General features: G+C 43.5%; 16 protein-coding genes and 3 pseudogenes. 14 read left to right on the top strand and 5 right to left on the bottom strand.

The window, feature by feature from the left end; translation table 11 throughout:
* Positions 1-140: 140 nt before the first annotated feature.
* Complete coding sequence (gene hemN / locus FTU70_RS04350; RefSeq protein ID WP_096901232.1) at positions 141-1514, top strand: oxygen-independent coproporphyrinogen III oxidase; 1374 nt, start codon at positions 141-143, stop codon at positions 1512-1514.
* A 44-nt stretch (positions 1515-1558) separates the two neighbouring features.
* On the opposite strand, the gene ribA is transcribed toward hemN, so the two are convergent.
* On the bottom strand, positions 1559-2161 hold the full coding sequence (gene ribA, locus FTU70_RS04345) for a GTP cyclohydrolase II (RefSeq protein ID WP_180060100.1): 603 nt from the start codon (positions 2159-2161) through the stop codon (positions 1559-1561).
* A 308-nt stretch (positions 2162-2469) separates the two neighbouring features.
* On the opposite strand from ribA, the gene dxs reads away from it, so the two are divergent.
* The 8 genes from dxs (at position 2470) to FTU70_RS04305 (ending at position 11262) form a co-directional block, all read left to right on the top strand.
* Positions 2470-4380, top strand: coding sequence for a 1-deoxy-D-xylulose-5-phosphate synthase (dxs, locus tag FTU70_RS04340; protein WP_154320293.1), 1911 nt, complete (start codon positions 2470-2472; stop codon positions 4378-4380).
* Positions 4381-4484: 104 nt separating this feature from the next.
* A complete protein-coding gene (locus tag FTU70_RS04335; protein WP_019836885.1) occupies positions 4485-5315 on the top strand; it encodes an inositol monophosphatase family protein in 831 nt (276 codons plus the stop codon).
* 484 nt (positions 5316-5799) lie between these two features.
* Complete coding sequence (locus FTU70_RS04330; protein WP_180060098.1) at positions 5800-7650, top strand: DEAD/DEAH box helicase; 1851 nt, start codon at positions 5800-5802, stop codon at positions 7648-7650.
* Between the two features lie 389 nt (positions 7651-8039).
* Positions 8040-8858, top strand: a complete 819-nt coding sequence (locus FTU70_RS04325; protein ID WP_004974642.1) for an ABC transporter ATP-binding protein — start codon at positions 8040-8042, stop codon at positions 8856-8858.
* Complete coding sequence (mlaE, locus tag FTU70_RS04320) at positions 8855-9634, top strand: lipid asymmetry maintenance ABC transporter permease subunit MlaE (RefSeq protein ID WP_004974646.1); 780 nt, start codon at positions 8855-8857, stop codon at positions 9632-9634. The genes FTU70_RS04325 and mlaE overlap by 4 nt, the downstream gene beginning before the upstream one ends.
* On the top strand, positions 9634-10311 hold the full coding sequence (locus FTU70_RS04315) for an outer membrane lipid asymmetry maintenance protein MlaD (RefSeq protein ID WP_096901228.1): 678 nt from the start codon (positions 9634-9636) through the stop codon (positions 10309-10311). Before mlaE ends, FTU70_RS04315 begins: the two co-directional genes overlap by 1 nt.
* Before the next feature lie 15 nt (positions 10312-10326).
* Positions 10327-10962, top strand: coding sequence for a phospholipid-binding protein MlaC (locus tag FTU70_RS04310; RefSeq protein WP_004974651.1), 636 nt, complete (start codon positions 10327-10329; stop codon positions 10960-10962).
* Positions 10963-10974: 12 nt separating this feature from the next.
* Positions 10975-11262 (top strand): lipid asymmetry maintenance protein MlaB, encoded by a 288-nt coding sequence (locus tag FTU70_RS04305; protein WP_004974653.1) that lies wholly within the window; start codon positions 10975-10977, stop codon positions 11260-11262.
* Between the two features lie 100 nt (positions 11263-11362).
* Here FTU70_RS04305 and FTU70_RS04300 read toward each other — a convergent pair.
* A pseudogene (locus FTU70_RS04300) lies at positions 11363-11503 on the bottom strand (transposase domain-containing protein); the annotation flags it as partial.
* Between FTU70_RS04300 and FTU70_RS04295 the strand changes: the two are divergent.
* Positions 11492-11965, top strand: a pseudogene (locus FTU70_RS04295) (transposase); the annotation flags it as partial. The pseudogenes FTU70_RS04300 and FTU70_RS04295 sit on opposite strands and share 12 nt — an antisense overlap.
* A gap of 45 nt (positions 11966-12010) precedes the next feature.
* Here FTU70_RS04295 and FTU70_RS04290 read toward each other — a convergent pair.
* Entirely contained in the window at positions 12011-13024 is a 1014-nt protein-coding gene (locus tag FTU70_RS04290) for a CorA family divalent cation transporter (protein ID WP_096901036.1), read from the bottom strand.
* Positions 13025-13178: 154 nt separating this feature from the next.
* Between FTU70_RS04290 and FTU70_RS04285 the strand changes: the two genes are divergently transcribed.
* Both FTU70_RS04285 and FTU70_RS04280 read left to right on the top strand, forming a co-directional pair.
* A complete protein-coding gene (locus tag FTU70_RS04285) occupies positions 13179-13781 on the top strand; it encodes a TIGR00730 family Rossman fold protein (protein WP_026438479.1) in 603 nt (200 codons plus the stop codon).
* Position 13782: 1 nt separating this feature from the next.
* Positions 13783-14193 (top strand): NUDIX domain-containing protein, encoded by a 411-nt coding sequence (locus FTU70_RS04280; RefSeq protein ID WP_004974664.1) that lies wholly within the window; start codon positions 13783-13785, stop codon positions 14191-14193.
* Between the two features lie 74 nt (positions 14194-14267).
* Here the strand turns inward: FTU70_RS04280 and FTU70_RS04275 are convergent, their stop codons facing one another.
* Together FTU70_RS04275 and recG are read right to left on the bottom strand one after the other, a co-directional pair.
* Positions 14268-14903, bottom strand: coding sequence for a ComF family protein (locus FTU70_RS04275; protein WP_136144659.1), 636 nt, complete (start codon positions 14901-14903; stop codon positions 14268-14270).
* Between the two features lie 18 nt (positions 14904-14921).
* Complete coding sequence (gene recG, locus FTU70_RS04270; RefSeq protein ID WP_180060096.1) at positions 14922-16967, bottom strand: ATP-dependent DNA helicase RecG; 2046 nt, start codon at positions 16965-16967, stop codon at positions 14922-14924.
* Positions 16968-17003: 36 nt separating this feature from the next.
* Here recG and FTU70_RS04265 point away from each other — a divergent pair, with 36 nt between their 5' ends.
* Together FTU70_RS04265 and FTU70_RS04260 are read left to right on the top strand one after the other, a co-directional pair.
* Entirely contained in the window at positions 17004-17783 is a 780-nt protein-coding gene (locus FTU70_RS04265) for an NAD-dependent epimerase/dehydratase family protein (RefSeq protein WP_179994108.1), read from the top strand.
* Between the two features lie 124 nt (positions 17784-17907).
* A pseudogene (locus tag FTU70_RS04260) lies at positions 17908-18308 on the top strand (RNA-guided endonuclease TnpB family protein); the annotation flags it as partial.

Raw genomic sequence — 18308 nt, 5'->3', positions numbered from 1 at the left:
AGGCAATTGCGCAAGGTGCTTTGTATTTCAGCATGTATTCCGAGCAAAAGACTAGGTTGATTTCCATGCCTAAGCTCAGCACAATAGTTTTTACAATCTAAATTTTAGTCAGCAGCAATTAACTGAATGGGGCAGAGTGGATGACACAGCAGGCAAATTCTTTAATTCAAAAATACAATGTGCCTGGACCACGTTATACCAGTTATCCAACCGTACCTTATTGGGATGATGCTACTTTTTCAGCCGAGGCATGGCAGCAGACGCTGAAGCGTTCTTTTGATGAATCTAATGCCAGCGAAGGCATTAGTCTGTATATTCATTTGCCATTTTGTGAAAGTCTATGCACTTTTTGTGGCTGTCATAAACGTGTCACCAAACGCCATGAAGTTGAACAGCCATACATTCAGGCGTTATTAAAAGAGTGGGACTTATATTGCCAATTGCTCGAAAGCACTCCCATCATTAAAGAAATTCACTTGGGCGGTGGCACACCAACTTTCTTTTCTGTCGAACATTTGACGCAGCTCATTCAAGGCATTCTGGCAAAAGCCAAAGTGGCAGAACAGCACGAATTTAGTTTTGAAGGTCATCCCAATAACACCACCCGCGAACATTTACAGGCCTTATATGACTTGGGTTTTCGTCGGGTCAGTTATGGCGTGCAGGATTATAATGAAAAAGTGCAGCGCGCCATTCATCGGATGCAGCCTTTTGAGCATGTGCAACGTGTGACCGAGTGGGCGCGTGAAATTGGCTATGATTCTATTTCACATGATTTGGTTTTTGGTTTGCCCTTTCAAAATCTAGACGATGTACTGAATACCATTGAGCAGACCCAACGTTTAATGCCAGACCGTTTGGCATTTTACAGTTATGCGCATGTGCCATGGATTAAAGGCAATGGGCAGCGTGGTTTTAAAGATGAAGATGTACCTAAAGATGAATTAAAACGTCAGTGCTATGAAGAAGGCAAACAGCGTCTTTTGGCCTATGGTTATCATGAAATTGGGATGGATCACTTTGCCTTAGAACGTGATGGTATGTATCAGTCGTTTAAAAATGGTACCTTGCACCGTAATTTTATGGGCTATACCGCATCTAAAACGCAGCTTATGATTGGCTTGGGTGTTTCATCTATTAGCGACAGTTGGTATAGCTTTGCGCAAAATGAAAAAAGCATTGAAGATTATTATGCCCGTTTAGCCTGCAATGAAATTCCTGTGTTTAAAGGGCATGTGCTGGATCGGGAAGATTTGGTAATACGTCAGCATATTTTAAATTTAATGTGCAGCTTTGAAACGTCGTGGGCCAGTCCAGAATTGGCATTTCCTGAAATTGAGCAAGTGCTGCAACAGTTACAGGAAATGCAGGAAGATGAATTACTGCTCATTCAAGATCAGCACATTCAGATTTTGGAAAAAGGTAAACCTTTTGTGCGCAATATTTGTATGGCCTTTGATTTGCGTTTAAAACGCCGTATGCCGAATAATCGTATTTTTTCGATGACGATTTAAGTAAGTTGAGTAGAAATTATTTAATTCAAAAATTAAAAGGTGACTCAGAAGTCACCTTTATCATACATGTGCGCCATGCGTTCGTGTTTGGTTTGCAAATATTCTTCATTGAATGGATTTAGACCCACAGTTAAAGGCACACGGTCTACCACCGTAATCCCTTGTTCCTGTAATGCTTGAATTTTCAAAGGGTTGTTGGTGATTAAGCGCACAGCTTTAACCTGCAAATGATCTAGCATAATGCTGCACATATCATAGCGACGTGCATCGGCAGGTAAATTTAGCATTAAATTGGCATCCACCGTGTCATGTCCTTGATCTTGCAGGGCATAAGCACGAATTTTATTGGTCAAGCCAATCCCGCGACCTTCTTGGCGTAAATATAAAATCACACCTTGTCCTGCGTCATTAATCAGACGTTGAGTGGCTTGAAGCTGTGGGCCACAGTCGCATTTTAAAGACGCGAAAGCATCGCCAGTTAAACATTCTGAGTGAATCCGTACCAGAACGGGCTGGGCTGGCGCAGTGTCCAAACCTTTGGATAATGCCACGTGTTCTTCGCCAGTTTCAGGATCTTGAAATACCGTAATGTTGAATTCACCAAATGCGGTCGGTAATCGTGAGGTTGCGACAAACTTAATCGGCACTGTTTAACTCGTGAAATAGTCGATAAATTGTTTAAAGTATAGCGTAATGCTCAGACATTAGTAGAATAGCGAACACGAATTTATATAGAAGATTTTCTTTTTTGTATAAAGCGCACGATAATGGTTGATAAATAGTTAGATTATTCAGGATAATCTACCCACCCAACGTGTGCCCAACTGAAATCACTGCTCAAAACTACATCGCTAGAAATGTGGCTGATTGAAGGTAATACCATTCGGTTATATGATCGAGTAATTCCCATTGACCTCGCTTAGGATTTGCCAGGCTTTAGAAGGCTTTGCCACATATGCTGTATACAGAAATTCCAACTCAACGCCCTGTAACACCATTGCTCGATGAGATTGACCATCCGCAGCAATTACGTTTACTCGCGCAAAGCCAGCTTCCACAGGTGGCAGATGAGTTACGTCAATTCATTTTGTATGCCGCAGGTCAAAGTGGAGGACACTTTGGCGCAAACTTAGGCGTGATCGAACTGACCGTTGCGCTGCATTATTGCTTTAATACCCCACACGATCGCTTAATTTGGGATGTCGGTCATCAGGCTTATCCGCATAAAGCCCTAACAGGACGCCGCGAGCAACTCACCACCATTCGCGCCAAAGATGGTTTGGCTGCATTCCCTGCGCGTGAAGAATCTATTTTTGATACCTTTGGCGTTGGTCACTCCTCAACAGCAATTTCTGCAGGATTGGGGATGGCGTTGGCACGACGTTATCAACAAAACCCGTGTGAAGTTGTTGCCATTATTGGCGATGGTGCCATGACGGCAGGTATGGCTTTTGAAGCCATGAATGATGCAGTCGCCCATCAAGCCGATATGATGGTGGTGCTGAATGACAACGATATGTCAATTTCATGTAGCACAGGCGGCTTTGCCAAACATCTTGCTGCCATTTGGGAGCGTGGTGAATCGGTTTATGTCAGTGAAACAGGTGAGGCTTACGTGCAGCCGCATCCAAAATGGACATACAACTCACGTTTGCACTGTGCTGCCACTGAAGCTGCAGACAACTTATTTAAAGCGATTGGGTTTGATTATTTCGGCCCTTTCGATGGACATGATGTTGAACAACTCACACACGTGTTTAATGCGCTGAAAAAACGTAAAGGCCCACGTTTAATTCACGTTTACACTAAAAAAGGCAAAGGCTTTGCGCCTGCAGAAGCTGATCAAATTAAATATCATGCCATTGGTAAAATTCATGCCAAAGCTGCACCAGTTAGCGCACCTAAATATTCTGATGTATTTGGGCAGTGGTTATGTGATCAGGCAGAACAAGATTCACGATTATTGGCAATTACGCCAGCCATGTGCGAAGGTTCAGGCATGGTGCAATTTGCCAAACAATTCCCAGAACGCTATTTTGATGTCGCGATTGCCGAACAGCATGCGGTGACTTTGGCTGCGGGTATGGCCTGTGAAGGTTTGAAGCCTGTGGTGGCGATTTACTCTACCTTCTTGCAGCGTGGTTATGACCAACTGATTCATGATGTCGCTTTGCAAAATCTGGATGTTACTTTTGGTATCGACCGTGCAGGTTTGGTGGGTGAAGATGGCCCGACCCATGCAGGTGCTTACGACTATGCCTATATGCGTACCGTACCGAATATCGTCATTATGGCACCAAAAGACGAAAATGAATGTCGTCAAATGCTGCACACGGCTTATTTATATAACGGCCCTGCAGCAGTGCGTTATCCACGCGGGCATGGTTTGGGTGTCGAAATTCAGCAGCAGATGACTGCAATTCCATTAGGACAAGCTGAAATTGTGGCGCAGTTCAATCCACAATATGATGACTATATTTCAGTGCTGGCTTTTGGTAGCCGTGTGCAAGCGGCAGTTGAAGCGGCTGAAGCGTTTGCTCAGCAGCACGATGTCGCAGTACGTGTGGTGAATATGCGTTTTGTGAAGCCATTGGATGAAAAGCTGTTAGCTGAGATTGCAGACAGCACTGTATTATTCGTCACTGTAGAAGAGCATGCGATTATGGGTGGTGCAGGCAGTGCCGTGAGTGAATACTTGGCGAAGGCCCAGATTGTCAAACCGATTATTCATTTAGGTTTAGAAGATAGCTTTATGCAACAAGCGACACATGGTCAAATGCTGCAACAGGCAGGTTTAGATGCACAAGGCATTGAAAAATCAATGCAAAATGCTTGGCAAAAACTGCATCAATCTATATTGAATTAATTTTTAGCAACACTTCTTCCCCAAAAGCCTCAATATTTGCTAAAATATTGGGGCTTTCATGCATTATTCTTTATCAAACTCTTCAAATTTGTAGTGGGTGTTCAATGGAACCTATGGTGGTGATGGCTGCGCGTGCGGCTCAAACAGTTGGTCAAGAGCTTTTAAAAGCGCATCAGAATCGTCATAAACTCGATCTACAAGTCGAAGAAAAAGGCATTGATGGTCCTGTAACGCGCGTAGATCGTTACCTCGAGCAATTGACCATTGATACATTACGCAAAAGTTATAAAAATCACAGCTTCCTGGGCGAAGAATTTGGCATGCAGGAAGGCAAAGGTCACGATGCCGACTGGTGTTGGGTGATTGATCCTTTAGATGGCACGCTAAACTTTGTTCACGGTTTCCCTCATTTCTGTATTTCGATTGCAGTGCAACACAAAGGTGTGACACAGCACGGTGTTATTTACGATCCTGTAAAAGATGAGTTGTTCTCTGCGAGCCGTGGCCGTGGTGCGATGATGAATCAACGTCGTATTCGTGTAAATGTAAAAGACAGTTTAGACAACACCTTCTTGGCAGTGGGTCATGCTTATCGTGCTAAGCGCGATGGCGAAATTGTTTCTTATGCCAAAAACCATTTTGAAAGTTTATTGAATGTGACAGAAGCAGGCGCTCAATACCGCCGTGCAGGTTCTGCTGCATTAGACTTGGCTTATGTGGCTGCAGGTCGTTTAGATGGTTATTTTGAACTTGGCTTAAAACCGTGGGATATTGCTGCGGGTGAGTTAATTGTGAAAGAAGCGGGCGGTACTGTGGTCGATGCACGTGGTGGCAGCGACTCTATGGAAAATGGGCAAGTTTTGGCATGTTCAATGAAAATGTTAAAACCACTTATGAAAGCGGTTGTGCCTGCTTGGGGCGAAGCAGCGAAATAATCAGCTGATCATATTTATACTTAAATAAGACACTTAGCAAAGCTCTCATCCTGAGGGCTTTTCTTTTACCTAACGGTCTAAAACTGCTGGTTTTAAATCTGTTGTTATCGTCCATATACTAGCCATAAAAGCAGAATCTATCACTGTTTACACAAAAAACTGCAAAAGTCGATTAAATAAGGTGACTTTTAAAATAATCCTGCTATAATTCGCGCACGCACTTAATTTCTGTTCATTACCTGAACATTTCTCTTCTAATCATTGTGTATGCGCGTGCGGTCCAAAGAGAGGACGATATCTCGCGCCCCAATCGCTAAAGCGATTCCTTCAGGTTAAGCCGTAATCATGCGTGCGTTATATCACATCGTCGTTACTCGGATCGCCGCTGAATCTTAAATTGTCAGCGATAATTGCTGTACCGCTTTTTGCCGATGTCCATCTGACTTTATTTAATGGAGCACCCATTTTCAGGGTGAAAATCTCTATGAGCAAAACTTTTGCTGATTTTTCTTTACATGAATCTTTACAACAAGCTTTAGAAGGCTTGAACTTTACTACGCCGACTCCTGTTCAAGAACAATCGATCCCAGCGGCACTTGAAGGTAAAGACTTATTGGTATCTAGCCAAACAGGTTCTGGTAAAACTGCTGCATTTTTACTCCCAACTTTAAACGCGCTTGCTAATCAAGATACTTTCGTACCATTTAAAGAGCGTATGAAAGCTATTACTCAGCCGTCAATTTTAGTGCTTTGCCCAACACGTGAATTGGCTCAACAAGTTAGCCAAGACGCGATTGCATTTGTACGTCACATGAAAGGTGTACGTATTGCAGCAATCATGGGTGGTATGCCTTTTGGTAAGCAAATCCAACAATTAAAAGGTGCGCAAGTGGTTGTAGCGACTCCAGGTCGTTTACTTGACTTGGTGAACCGTCGTCAAATCAAACTTGATAAAGTTGATGCCTTAATTGTAGACGAAGCTGACCGTATGCTCGATTTAGGCTTCTCTGAAGACCTAGAAGCGATTAGCGATTTAGCTGCTAACCGTAAGCAAACCTTGATGTTCTCTGCAACTTTTGCCAGCCGTATTATCACACTTGCAGAACGCATGATGAATGAGCCTGTACGTATTGCGATTGAAACAGGTCACTCAACGAACATGGACATCACCCAGACTTTACACTGGACTGATGGTTTCGAGCACAAGAAAAAATTATTGTCACACTGGTTATCTGATGAAGGTGTAGATCAAGCGGTTGTATTCGCATCTACTCAAGAAGATACCGATATGTTGGCTGAAGAATTGGCTGAAGCGGGTCACTCGGTTGTTGCACTACACGGTGCAATGCCACAAACCGTTCGTAACCGTCGTTTACGCAGCATTCGCGAAGGCCGTGCAAAAATCTTGGTTGCAACAGACGTTGCAGCACGTGGTTTAGACGTACCAACTATTTCTCACGTGATTAACTTCGGTTTACCAATGAAAAATGAAGACTATGTACACCGTATTGGTCGTACAGGTCGTGCGGGCCGTACTGGTAACGCGATTACTTTGGCAACTTACCGTGAGCGTGGCAAAATCCGTGCGTTGGAAGATTTCTTAGATGCTCGTTTAAGCGTTTCAGAAATTGAAGGCTTAGAGCCATCTCCACCTCCAGCACGTTCTGGTCGTGACGGTGGTCGTGGTCGTCGTGATGGCGGTCGCGGTGGTCGTGGCGGTTTTGGTGGCGGTCGTCGTTTTGAAGGCGAAAGCAACTTTAAACGTCGTGAAGGCGGTGATGAACGTCCACGTCGCAGCTTTGATGACAAACCACGTGGTGAACGTCCTGCATTTGGTGAAGATCGTCCGCGTCGTGAGTTCAACTCAGACCGTCCACGCCGTGAAGGTGGTTTCGGTGACCGTCCACAACGTTCATTTGAAGATCGTCCGCGTCGCGAGTTCAACTCAGACCGTCCGCGTCGTGAAGGTGGTTTCGGTGATCGTCCACAGCGTTCATTTGATGACCGTCCACGTCGTGAATTTAATTCAGACCGTCCGCGTCGCGAAGGTGGCTTCAACGATAAGCCGCGTTTTGATGCGAATGATGACAACCGTGGCAACCGCGTAGACTACAAACCACGTCGTGAAGGTAGCTTCGGTGATCGTCCAAAACGTGATTTTGGTGATCGTCCTGCACGTCGTGAAGGTGGTTTTGGTGACCGTCAACCACGTTCGTTTGATGATCGTCCTAAGCGTTCTTTTGGTGGCGAAGATCGTCCACGTCGCGAGTTCAATTCAGATCGTCCACGCCGTGAAGGTGGTTTTGATCGCCCACGTCGTAAATTTAACGACTAAAACCGCGATAGTCATTTGTATAAAGAAAAACCAGTGCTCAGCACTGGTTTTTTTATGTTAAATATTTTTGCTTTAGATAAATAAAATGTATAATAGGTCACGTTTTTAACTCTATTTGCTAATTATGAACATCAATAGCTTACGATTGCTCATGCAGACGAGAGAGGGAATGATGCCGTATATTGGTTTAGCACTCATCTTATGCAATTTAATGTATTATATTATTTCTTCTTACTTTTAAATTGTTGCTGTCCTAAAAGTGATTTAAATAACAATAATAAGACTGCTTGAACAATACGTGCACAGTTTTTAAAAATTTGCTAGATAACATTTTGCGCTTCAATCCTTTATAGTATGCGTGCTGAAAAAATGCAGGAAGACCCTCAGCTATGAATAATCCAATGCCTCAACATGAGCCGTCATTGATTGAAGTCAATGAACTGAGCTTTAAACGAGGGAAACGTGTCATTTTCGAAAATGTCAGTTTAAAGATTCGCCGTGGTCAAATTACTGCCATTATGGGACCTTCAGGTACTGGTAAAACCACGTTATTACGTTTGATTGGTGGTCAGTTGACTCCCGATCATGGTGATATTTTTCTGGATGGAAAAAATCTTGCGCAAATGTCGCGTCAGGAGTTATTTGCTGCGCGCGCACGTATGGGCATGTTATTCCAAAGCGGTGCGTTATTTACCGATATGAGCGTATATGAAAACGTCGCGTTTCCATTGCGTGCACATACCCAGTTGCCTGAACATTTAATTGCAGAATTGGTGGCTTTAAAACTTGAAGCAGTCGGTTTGCGTGGTACAGAACAACTTATGCCTGCAGAACTCTCAGGCGGGATGAACCGTCGTGTGGCATTGGCGCGTGCGATTGCGTTAGACCCTGAATTGATCATGTATGATGAACCATTTGCAGGGCAAGACCCGATTGTAAAAGGTGTGTTGACTCGTTTAATCCGCTCGTTGCGTGAAGCGTTGGATTTAACCACTATTATCGTCTCGCATGATGTTGGTGAAACTTTATCAATTGCCGACTACATTTATATTATCGCGGAAGGCGTGATTCAGGGCGAAGGTACACCTGCAGAATTAAAACAGCATGAATCGGCATTTGTGCGTCAGTTCTTAACAGGCGCTGCCGAAGGGCCAGTCGATTATCAATTTAGCCATCGGGCTTATTTAAGTGATGAGGTGCGTTCATGAATGCTATTGCCGCATTAGGTCAACGCGTCATTGAGCGTGTTCGTGGCATTGGTGTCGCCACCCAAATGTTGTTGCAAATTCTATTTTCCATGCCAACCCTGCTTGGGGTGAAGCTGTTCCTGTACCAAATGTACCGTGTTGGCGTGATGTCATTATTGATTATTGCGGTATCAGGTTTATTTATTGGTTTGGTATTGGGCTTACAAGGCTACTCCATTTTGGTCAATATTGGTTCAGAAGCCATGTTGGGCACGATGGTGTCTTTGACTTTATTACGTGAGTTGGCACCTGTGGTCGCTGCGCTGTTATTTGCAGGTCGTGCAGGTTCTGCCTTAACTGCAGAAATTGGTCTGATGAAAGCCACAGAGCAATTGGCCAGCATGGAAATGATTGGGGTAGACCCACTCAAGCGTATTGTGTCACCACGTTTATGGGCGGGAATAGTCAGCCTGCCAATGCTCTCCATTATTTTTGCTGCAATTGGCATTATGGGCGGCAAAATGGTTGGGGTCGATTTTCTAGGGGTCGATGAAGGTTCTTTCTGGGGCGGTATGCAAAGCAGCGTGCAGTTCTATAAAGATATTTTTAACGGCACAATTATTAAAAGTTTTGTTTTTGCATTAATTTGTACTTGGATTGCAGTATATCAAGGCTATGCCTGTGTCCCAACATCGGAAGGCATTGCGACGTCGACCACACGAACCGTGGTGTATTCTTCATTATGTGTTTTAGGTTTTGATTTTGTGTTGACTGCGGTCATGTTCGGAGGTGTTTAATGAAATCACGTACAAGTGAGCTGGCCGTAGGTGTATTTGTCATTTTGACAGGCATTGCATTGTTTTTCTTGGCCATGAAAGTCAGTGGATTGGTGGGTACCAATTTGCGCGACAGTTACAATATGACAGCAACATTTGACAACGTGAATGGTTTAAAACCACGCGCCAAAGTTACTATGAGCGGTGTCACCATTGGTCGTGTCAATGATATTACTTTAGACCCTGTATCGCGTTTGGCTACAGTTGAATTTGAACTAGATGGCAAGTTGACCAGTTTTAATCCTGAACAACTAAAAACAGTGCAAAATTATGCGCTTGAAGAATTGCGCTACAGTGCAGAATACCAAGAAGCAAATCCTCAGCAACAAAAAGAAATGGAACAACAACTGTTGGGTAACATGAAATCCATCACCAGTATTGATGAAGATGCTTACATAATGGTAGCAACCAATGGTTTATTGGGTGAGAAATATCTCAAAGTGGTTCCAGGTGGTGGTTTGAACTTTGTGAAGCGTGGCGAAAGTATTGCCAACACGCAAGGCACCATGGATTTAGAAGATTTAATCAGTAAGTTTATTACTGGCGGTGCAGCGAAAACATCCAACGCAGCGTCAGACGCAGATAAAGACACAGCGACAGCTGAAACAACAGATGCAGAAGTGTCATTTGTTGAGTAATGAAGGAGATTGTCCGTGAAAACACTTTTAAAGCAAACTCTGGCGGTAAGTGTACTTTCAACCATGTTGGCAGGAACTGCATTTGCTGCACCTGCAGAAGCGCCACCAGCTTTTGTGAAAAAAGTTGCCGATAGCTTGATTGCACGTTTAAAAGCAGATCATGCTAAATTGCAGAACAATCCAGCATTAGTCAAAACGATTGTGCGTCAAAACCTTGATCCGTATGTAGATGCGCAAGCATTTACCCGTATTGTGATGGGTACTTATGCGACGAACCAATACAGTTCAGCAGCACAGCGCGCGCAGTTTGAGAAAAACTTCCGTGAAACCTTAATTGAGAATTATGGCACAGCGTTTGCGAAATTTAGCAACCAAAGCTACACCATGCGTCCTTATAAGGCGACCAACAGCAAGAACCCAGTGGTGACCATTGACTTCTTGCATAATGGTGAAAAAATTCCTGTGTCATTCCAGTTGGCAGACAAAGGCAGCCAATGGAAAATCCGTAACATTAACGTGTCGGGTATTGATTTAGGTTTGCAATTCCGTAACCAGTTTGCAGCGAACGTGAAGCGTAATGGCGGCAATATTGATAAAGCCATTGCAACCTTTAAGCCAGATGCAGAAGCTGCGGTTGAAAAGAAAAAATAGGTTAGGTGTGGCGTGATTGAATTATCAAATCAGGAATTATGTGTTTCTGGAAAAATAGATTTCAGTAATGCAGAGCAATATTACCAAAAAGGTCTGCAGTTGATTCGTCAGCAGCAGTTGCCTCTGGTGGTCAATTTGGCGCAGCTGGAACACGGAAGCACTTTGGCTTTGGCCGTTTTGGTGCAATGGTTGCGTCAGACGCCTGAAGCCAAGGGCTTACAGTTTAAAGCGGTTCCTGAAAAAATGATGAAGATCATTCAAGCCTGTCATTTGCAAGATGATTTGCAGCTAATCGTCTAAAACTGAAAAAACCATCAAAAAAGCACCTTCTTGTAAGGTGCTTTTTTATTGCGTTTAGTTTCCCGCTTTATTCGTAAGCATCCGGTGAAGCTTATTTGAGTCAGGCAGGCTTCCACTTATGCGGTAGTAATTCTTCAACCTGGATTATTTTCTGTGTCGGCAGTCTTTTCAACACATCACTTAAATAGGCATAAGGGTCCAGTCCATTCAGTTTTGCTGACTGGATTAAGGTGCTGCAATTGAGGCTAGACTGATTATTGCGGTGGTTAAAGATATTAATGAAAAGACAGTTGCAAGATGGTCATTGATCAGCAATGTACCAACCGAGATTACCGCAGTGGAATTGACGACTTGGTATTACTGGCGTTGGTCAATCGAATGTTATTTCAAACTTCTCAAGCAAGCAGGCCATGATATTGAGTCATGGCTTCAGACTACGCCAGAAGCGATTTTAAGGCGTTTGCTGATCAGTTGCATGGCTTGTGTGTTGACGTGGAGAGTGCAGCGTTGTACAGATGAACAAAATCAGAAAGTCCGTGCATTTCTGACTAGGCTTTCAGGTAGACAGCAGAAAAGAGGCAAGATAGAGAGTGCGCCTGCCATATTGGCAGGACTCTCGATTTTACTAAATACTCTTCAACTGCTCTCAGAATATTCAATAGATGAACGGAATGAAATCGCAACCATTGCACTAGGTACCTAAAGATGTGTAGATACCTATGCCTAAAAAGAGAGGGAATAAAAGGCATCAAATCCATTTTTTCCATCTAAAGTAAATTAATGGGCCAATAAAGAAGCCAATTAAAATAATACTGACCACTATAAAACTGGTGGTGCCTTTGGCAAAAGGTAACACGTCGGTGTTCATACCATAAACACTGGCAACTAACATCGGTGGCGCTAACATACTCGGCAAAATCGAGAATCGACGAATCGTGTCGTTCTGTTCGGTGTTAATGAAGCCTGAAGTGGTATCGAGCAAGAAGCGCACTTTTTGGAATAAGAAGGCATCGTGTTCGACCAGTGAGCGTACATCTTCACTGAGTTCTCGAATGTCGGCATCGTAAATATGACTACCCAACGCACGCGGACGTGCCAAAAAGGTCAGGACACGACGTAAATCAATCAAACACAATTGCGCTTTTCCAAGCATGTCTTCTAATTGTGCCAGTCGGGTAATCATGTCATCGAGGTCTAAAATTTGCTCACGATGACGGTTATTCAGAACTTCTGTGGAATACTTTTCCAAGTCCTTGTGGATATCTTCTAAGATATCCGCAAGTTCGTCCAGTTTGGCTTCAAGCAAGCCTAAAAGCACCCAAGTCGGGTCTTTATAGTCAATTTCGTAGTCGTTACGTCGTGCACGCGCCCGAAATGCCCGAAACGCCACTAATTTTTCACCACGTAGGGTAAACAAGTGTTCTTTATGTAAAATAAAGGCGACGGTTTGCACAGTGGCTAAAATACTGGAATTGTCTTCAGTTTCGCCATCGACTTGATAGTTTTTATTTTTAGTTAAAAAATAGGTACTAATGTGTAAAATACCGTCATCATCGCGGTAGAATCGCGCTGAAGATGAAATATCTTCCAAAGATTTTAAGGTCGGTAAATTTTGTGAGTATGCGTCTAGTACCCATTGCTGTTCTTCTTGTGAAGGGGCAATTAGGTCAATCCAGACCAGATCTGGATGCAAATCAAAACCACCGTTAATGGTGGCATCTTCCAGACTACCGCGCTCTGTGGCATAAAAGGCTTCAAGCATTCGTCTTTTCTCCTTGCGCAGTATGGGTTTTGTGGATGGGTGTATTTTAGACAAGGATCTTACTAAATACACTGCTCAGAATGCTATTTTATTTAAAAATCTCCCTGAAGTTTAATTTTATGGCATGACAGCCAGATAACATGGTGAAAAAATGATGTCGTCAATTGCTATTTTCTGTGGTTCTGCCCCAGGAAAAGATTCAGTTTTTGTTGAAAATGCACGAAAAGTGGGTGAAACATTGGCTGCACAAGGCAAAACTTTAATTTATGGCGGTGGACGCTCAGGCTTAATGGGTGTGGTGGCAGATAGTACTTTGGCCGCAGGTGGGCGTGCAATTGGTGTCATGCCTGAAAGTTTGGCAGAGCATGAATTGGCGCATCCGCATTTGACCGAATTACACATCGTAGAAAACATGCATGCCCGCAAAATAAAAATGTCAGAATTGGCCGAGGGCTTTATTGCTTTGCCGGGTGGTTCTGGAACTTTAGAAGAAATTTTTGAGCAATGGACGTGGGCACAATTAGGAATTCACTCAAAACCCTGTGCCTTTTTTAATGTAGCTGGCTTTTATGATGATTTGCTGAAGTTTTTAAGACAGACCTCTGAAAAAGGTTTTACTCAGCCACGTTTTTGTGAGGCATTGATTGTATCGAATTGTATTGACAATATTTTGCAGCAATTTGAACAATACCGTGTTCCTGAAATGAAATGGGAAGTGCCTGAGCTAGAGTGGGTGCAGCAGGAACTGGCGAAATAAAATGGCTGAGATCAACAACATCATTACCGTTGCAGCTGCAATTATTTTAAATGTCAAACAGCAGTTATTGGTGGTGCGTAAACAGCATACCGCGTGTTTTATGCAGGTCGGTGGCAAATTAGAACCCAATGAAGCGCCTGAAACGACCATGTTGCGAGAAATTGCCGAAGAAATTGGCTGTCAGGCGCAAATTCAACAATTTATTGGACGCTATGAAACAGCAACGGCCAATGAGCCCGACTGCCGTTTGGTCAGTTATGTGTATTGGGTTCAGCTTGATCAGGCACCAAAAATTGCTGCTGAAATTGCCGAAATGAAGTGGGTAGATTTGGATGATCAAGATACTTTGTTGGCACCGCTGACCCGTGAAGTGGTGATGCCGTGGTTAAAACAATATTTACAACAAAATTAAGAGCAGTTGATCATTCTTCTATATTTTAAGTTCAACTGTTTAATGCGTTGAGCATATTCAACCGAATAGTTTTTTTATTCAGCACTGGCCAGACAAACCGCCTCGACTTTTTGACAGCCGAGCTTGAGCAACTGCTGTTTGAGTGCATGAATTGAACTGCCCGTCGTGACCACATCATCCACAATTAAAACCCGACGAAAACGGATTTTAGGCGCATTCTGAATTTGAAATTGCTGTTGGATGTCTTCCAATCGTTCTAAGCGACTTAAGCCTTTTTGCGCGTGCTGTTGTAAGCGGGTCACAGGTTGCCAAATCGGGACATTTAAATGCCGCGCTAGTCCTTTTGCTAACAATAAAGATTGATTGTAGCCGCGTTCAGTCAAGCGGGCAGTGGAAATTGGCATCGGTACAATGGCTTGGATTTTAGGATAAGACAGTTGTTTTAGCGCGCCTACTAAAAGCAGTTGGTAATGTAACTGCTGTTCATATTTAAATTGTTGAATGATGCGATTAATTGGATAGTGATAATCAAAAGTGACTTGAATCTGCATTTCTTGTCGTTGTACCGCTTGGCTACGCCACGGCAATTGTTGCCAACAGGTTTGACAGACCGAATGTTGCCATTGCGTGTCGCTATGGCAGAGCTGACACGGTTGCAGTTGGCGCAGCCATTGTATGCCGCATTGTAGTAGATTGATCGGCTGAGTCATCTTAGGACTGCAATCCGTTTAAACATAGGCATAACGTGGTGCCTCAGGCAGCCAGCGTTTTAGCAAAGCTTCGGCATGTGTAGGATAATCGTTTAAAATTTGCTGTGCCACATGATGCGCCTGTGCCAGCAAATGATCATCCCGTTCTAATTTAGCCACCCGAAAGCCCATATCTCCCGTTTGTTTGGTTCCTAAAAGTTCCCCAGGGCCACGCAGTTCTAAATCTTTTTCTGCAATCACAAAACCATCGTTGGTTTCGCGCATAATCCGCAAGCGTTCTTGTCCATTTTGCGAAAGTGGATTTTTATACAACAAGGCACAAAAACTGGCTTTGGCACCCCGTCCGACTCGTCCACGTAACTGATGCAGCTGTGAAAGTCCTAAACGCTCGGCATTTTCGATCACCATAATTGAAGCATTCGGTACATCGACCCCAACTTCAATGACCGTGGTGGCAATCAGCAATTGTAGTTGATTGTCTTTGAATTGCTGCATGACGGCTTGTTTTTCATCAGCTTTCATTTTGCCGTGTACCAGCCCAATATTTAGTTCAGGAAAGCGTTCTTTAATTTCAGCAAAAGTCGCTTCGGCAGCTTGTGCATCTAAGGTTTCCGATTGTTCCACCAAGGTACAGACCCAATAGGCTTGTTTGCCTTCGGCACAATTGCTGGCAATGCGTTGTAATACTTCTTCACGCCGATCTAGCGGAATGGTTACCGTTTGAATAGGCGTACGTCCTGGCGGTAGTTCATCAATCACCGAAGTATCCAAATCGCCATAGGCGGACATGGCTAAGGTACGTGGAATAGGCGTTGCAGTCATCACCAATTGATGTGGTGTGGTGTGATTGGCACCTTTATTGCGCAAAGCCAGACGTTGATCGACCCCAAAACGGTGTTGTTCATCAATAATCACCAAACCCAATTTTGCAAATTGCACATTGTCCTGAAATAACGCATGTGTCCCAACCACCAAATTGGCGCTGCCATCTTGAATACTTAGTTCGGCTGCTGCGCGTGCTTTACCTTTTTGTTTGCCAGACAACCATGCCACCGTTAAGCCCAACGGCTCAAACCATTTTTGAAAGTTCAGATAATGTTGTTCTGCCAAAATTTCAGTGGGTGCCATCAGCGCTACTTGCCAACCTTCTTCTAGCGCATGACACGCTGCGATTGCAGCGACCAGCGTTTTACCTGCACCTACATCACCTTGTACCAAGCGCAGCATGGGTTTATTACGCTGCAAATCCTGCATGATTTCTTGCGAAACCCGTTGCTGTGCACCTGTCATTTGAAATGGCATGTTGCCGAGTAACGCAGGCGCTAGTTTTTGACTTGGGGAAAAGGCAGGTGAGGCAATTTGCTGAATATAAGCCCGTCGGGTCAGTAAACTGACTTGATGCGCCACCAATTCTTCAAAAATCAGGCGTTGCTGTGCAGGGTGAGAGCCTTGTGCCAATTGCAGCATATTGGCATTTAAAGGTGGATGATGAATATAATCCAACGCCTGTTTGAGTGCATAGCCATTGGTCATTTTTTCAGGCAGGAGTTCAGGCAAATCATCACTATGCTGTGTCAAGGCCTGTTTGACGTATTCACGTAATTTGGCTTGGGTCAGCCCATCGGTGCTTGGGTAAATGGCAGTCAGTTGGGTTTTAGGCAGTGGGGTATGTTCAGTAATCAGTTGTAATTCGGGGTGATACATTTCCAGACCACGCGCCCCAACCCGTACTTCGCCAAATACTCTTAAACGATTGCCGAGTTTGGCACGATCTGTAATACCTTTATAAATATGATAAAAACGTAAGGTGATTTTTCCAAATTCATCTTCTAAATTGACCGCCATCGACTTGCGTTTACCCGGTGGAAAATCGACCCCTTTAACCACACCTTCGAGTAAATAGCTGCGCCCCACGTTTAATTGGTTCATGGGAATGATCGTGCTACGATCTTCATAGTCACGCGGTAGATGAAACAGCAAGTCATCTGTGGTGAAAATATTTAGTTTTTCGAGTAATGCAGCAGAGGCAGAGCCTACCCCTTGCAACTGATGGACTGCAGCCATGTCCCCTCAACTTCAAATGCTATGATTAGGTGCTGAATGCATATTCTATTTATTGGTTATGGTAAAACATCGCAGCGTGTTGCAAAACAACTATTTACGCTCGGTCATCAAATTACCACAATTAGCCGCAGTCCGAAAACAGATCCTGATATGACGCATCTGCTTCAAGATATTCAACAGCTCGATTTATCACAGACTCAACCTGTTGATGCCGTTTATGTATTACTTGCACCATCTCGGAATACGGTTTTGAGTTCTGTAGAAGCGTATCAACAGACTTATGTAGATTCTGTGCAGCCGATTGTCGCTGCATTAAAAGATCATCCTGTAAAGCGAATTATTGTGGTGTCATCTACACGGGTTTATGGCGAAAACGCAGGTGAATGTATTGATGATGATACTGTGCCTAAGCCGAATGATGTACAAGGGCAGTTGTTGTTGCAGATGGAACACTTGTGGCAACAGGCTTATCCTGAACAATGTGTGATCGTACGTCCTTCGGGTATTTATGGCACTTCGACTGCACGCATGCTCAAACTTGCGGAAAGCACACAAAGTTACCCGAATATACATTGGTCAAATCGGATTCATATTGATGATTTGGCAGGTTTTTTGGCACATTTACTTCACGTGGAACATCCAGAACCATCATATATTTGCAGCAATAACCAAGCTCAGCCTTTGCATGAAATGATTTTAAAGATTCAGCGTGAATTGAATTTACCTGAATTGGTATTAGAAAGTGAGAGAGAAACAGGGAAAAGGATTTTTGCTCAGAGGATGGTGGCGAGTGGGGTTGAATTATTCAATGTGTAATCATTTATCAAATGGAGCGTAAAACTCAGTCCTTCAGGTCAGAGATATAAGCGACACGACATAAAGTGTCGTTTGATTTAACTAAGGACTATTTTCCTTGAGTTTTGATTGTTAATATAAGTACATGAAAACCCTTAAATTACGTATAAAAGACAAACATTGCAAGGTGTTAGACCAACTAGCATCAGAAGTGAACTTCGTCTGGAATTATGTCAATGATTTAGGGTTTAGGCATTTGAAGCGGAAAGGTGAATTTCTCTCTGCTTTTGATATTGCCAAATATACGAAAGGCACATCCAAAGAATGTAATTTACATAGTCAAACCATTCAGGCTGTAACTGAAGAATTAGTCACCCGAAGAAAGCAATTTAAAAAGGCAAAGCTGAAATGGCGTGTCAGCAATAAAAAATCAGCAAGGCGCTCTTTGGGATGGGTTCCCTTTAAAAAGTTGGCTATCAAATATGCCAATGGATATGTCCAGTATGGAAAACACCAATTTAAGCTTTGGGATAGCTACGGTTTAAG

This window comes from Acinetobacter sp. YH12135 (assembly GCF_013418565.1).
Lineage (GTDB): Bacteria > Pseudomonadota > Gammaproteobacteria > Pseudomonadales > Moraxellaceae > Acinetobacter > Acinetobacter towneri.
Note: the sequence above shows the minus strand (reverse complement) of the source record. Positions and strands in the feature narration are given on the sequence as shown.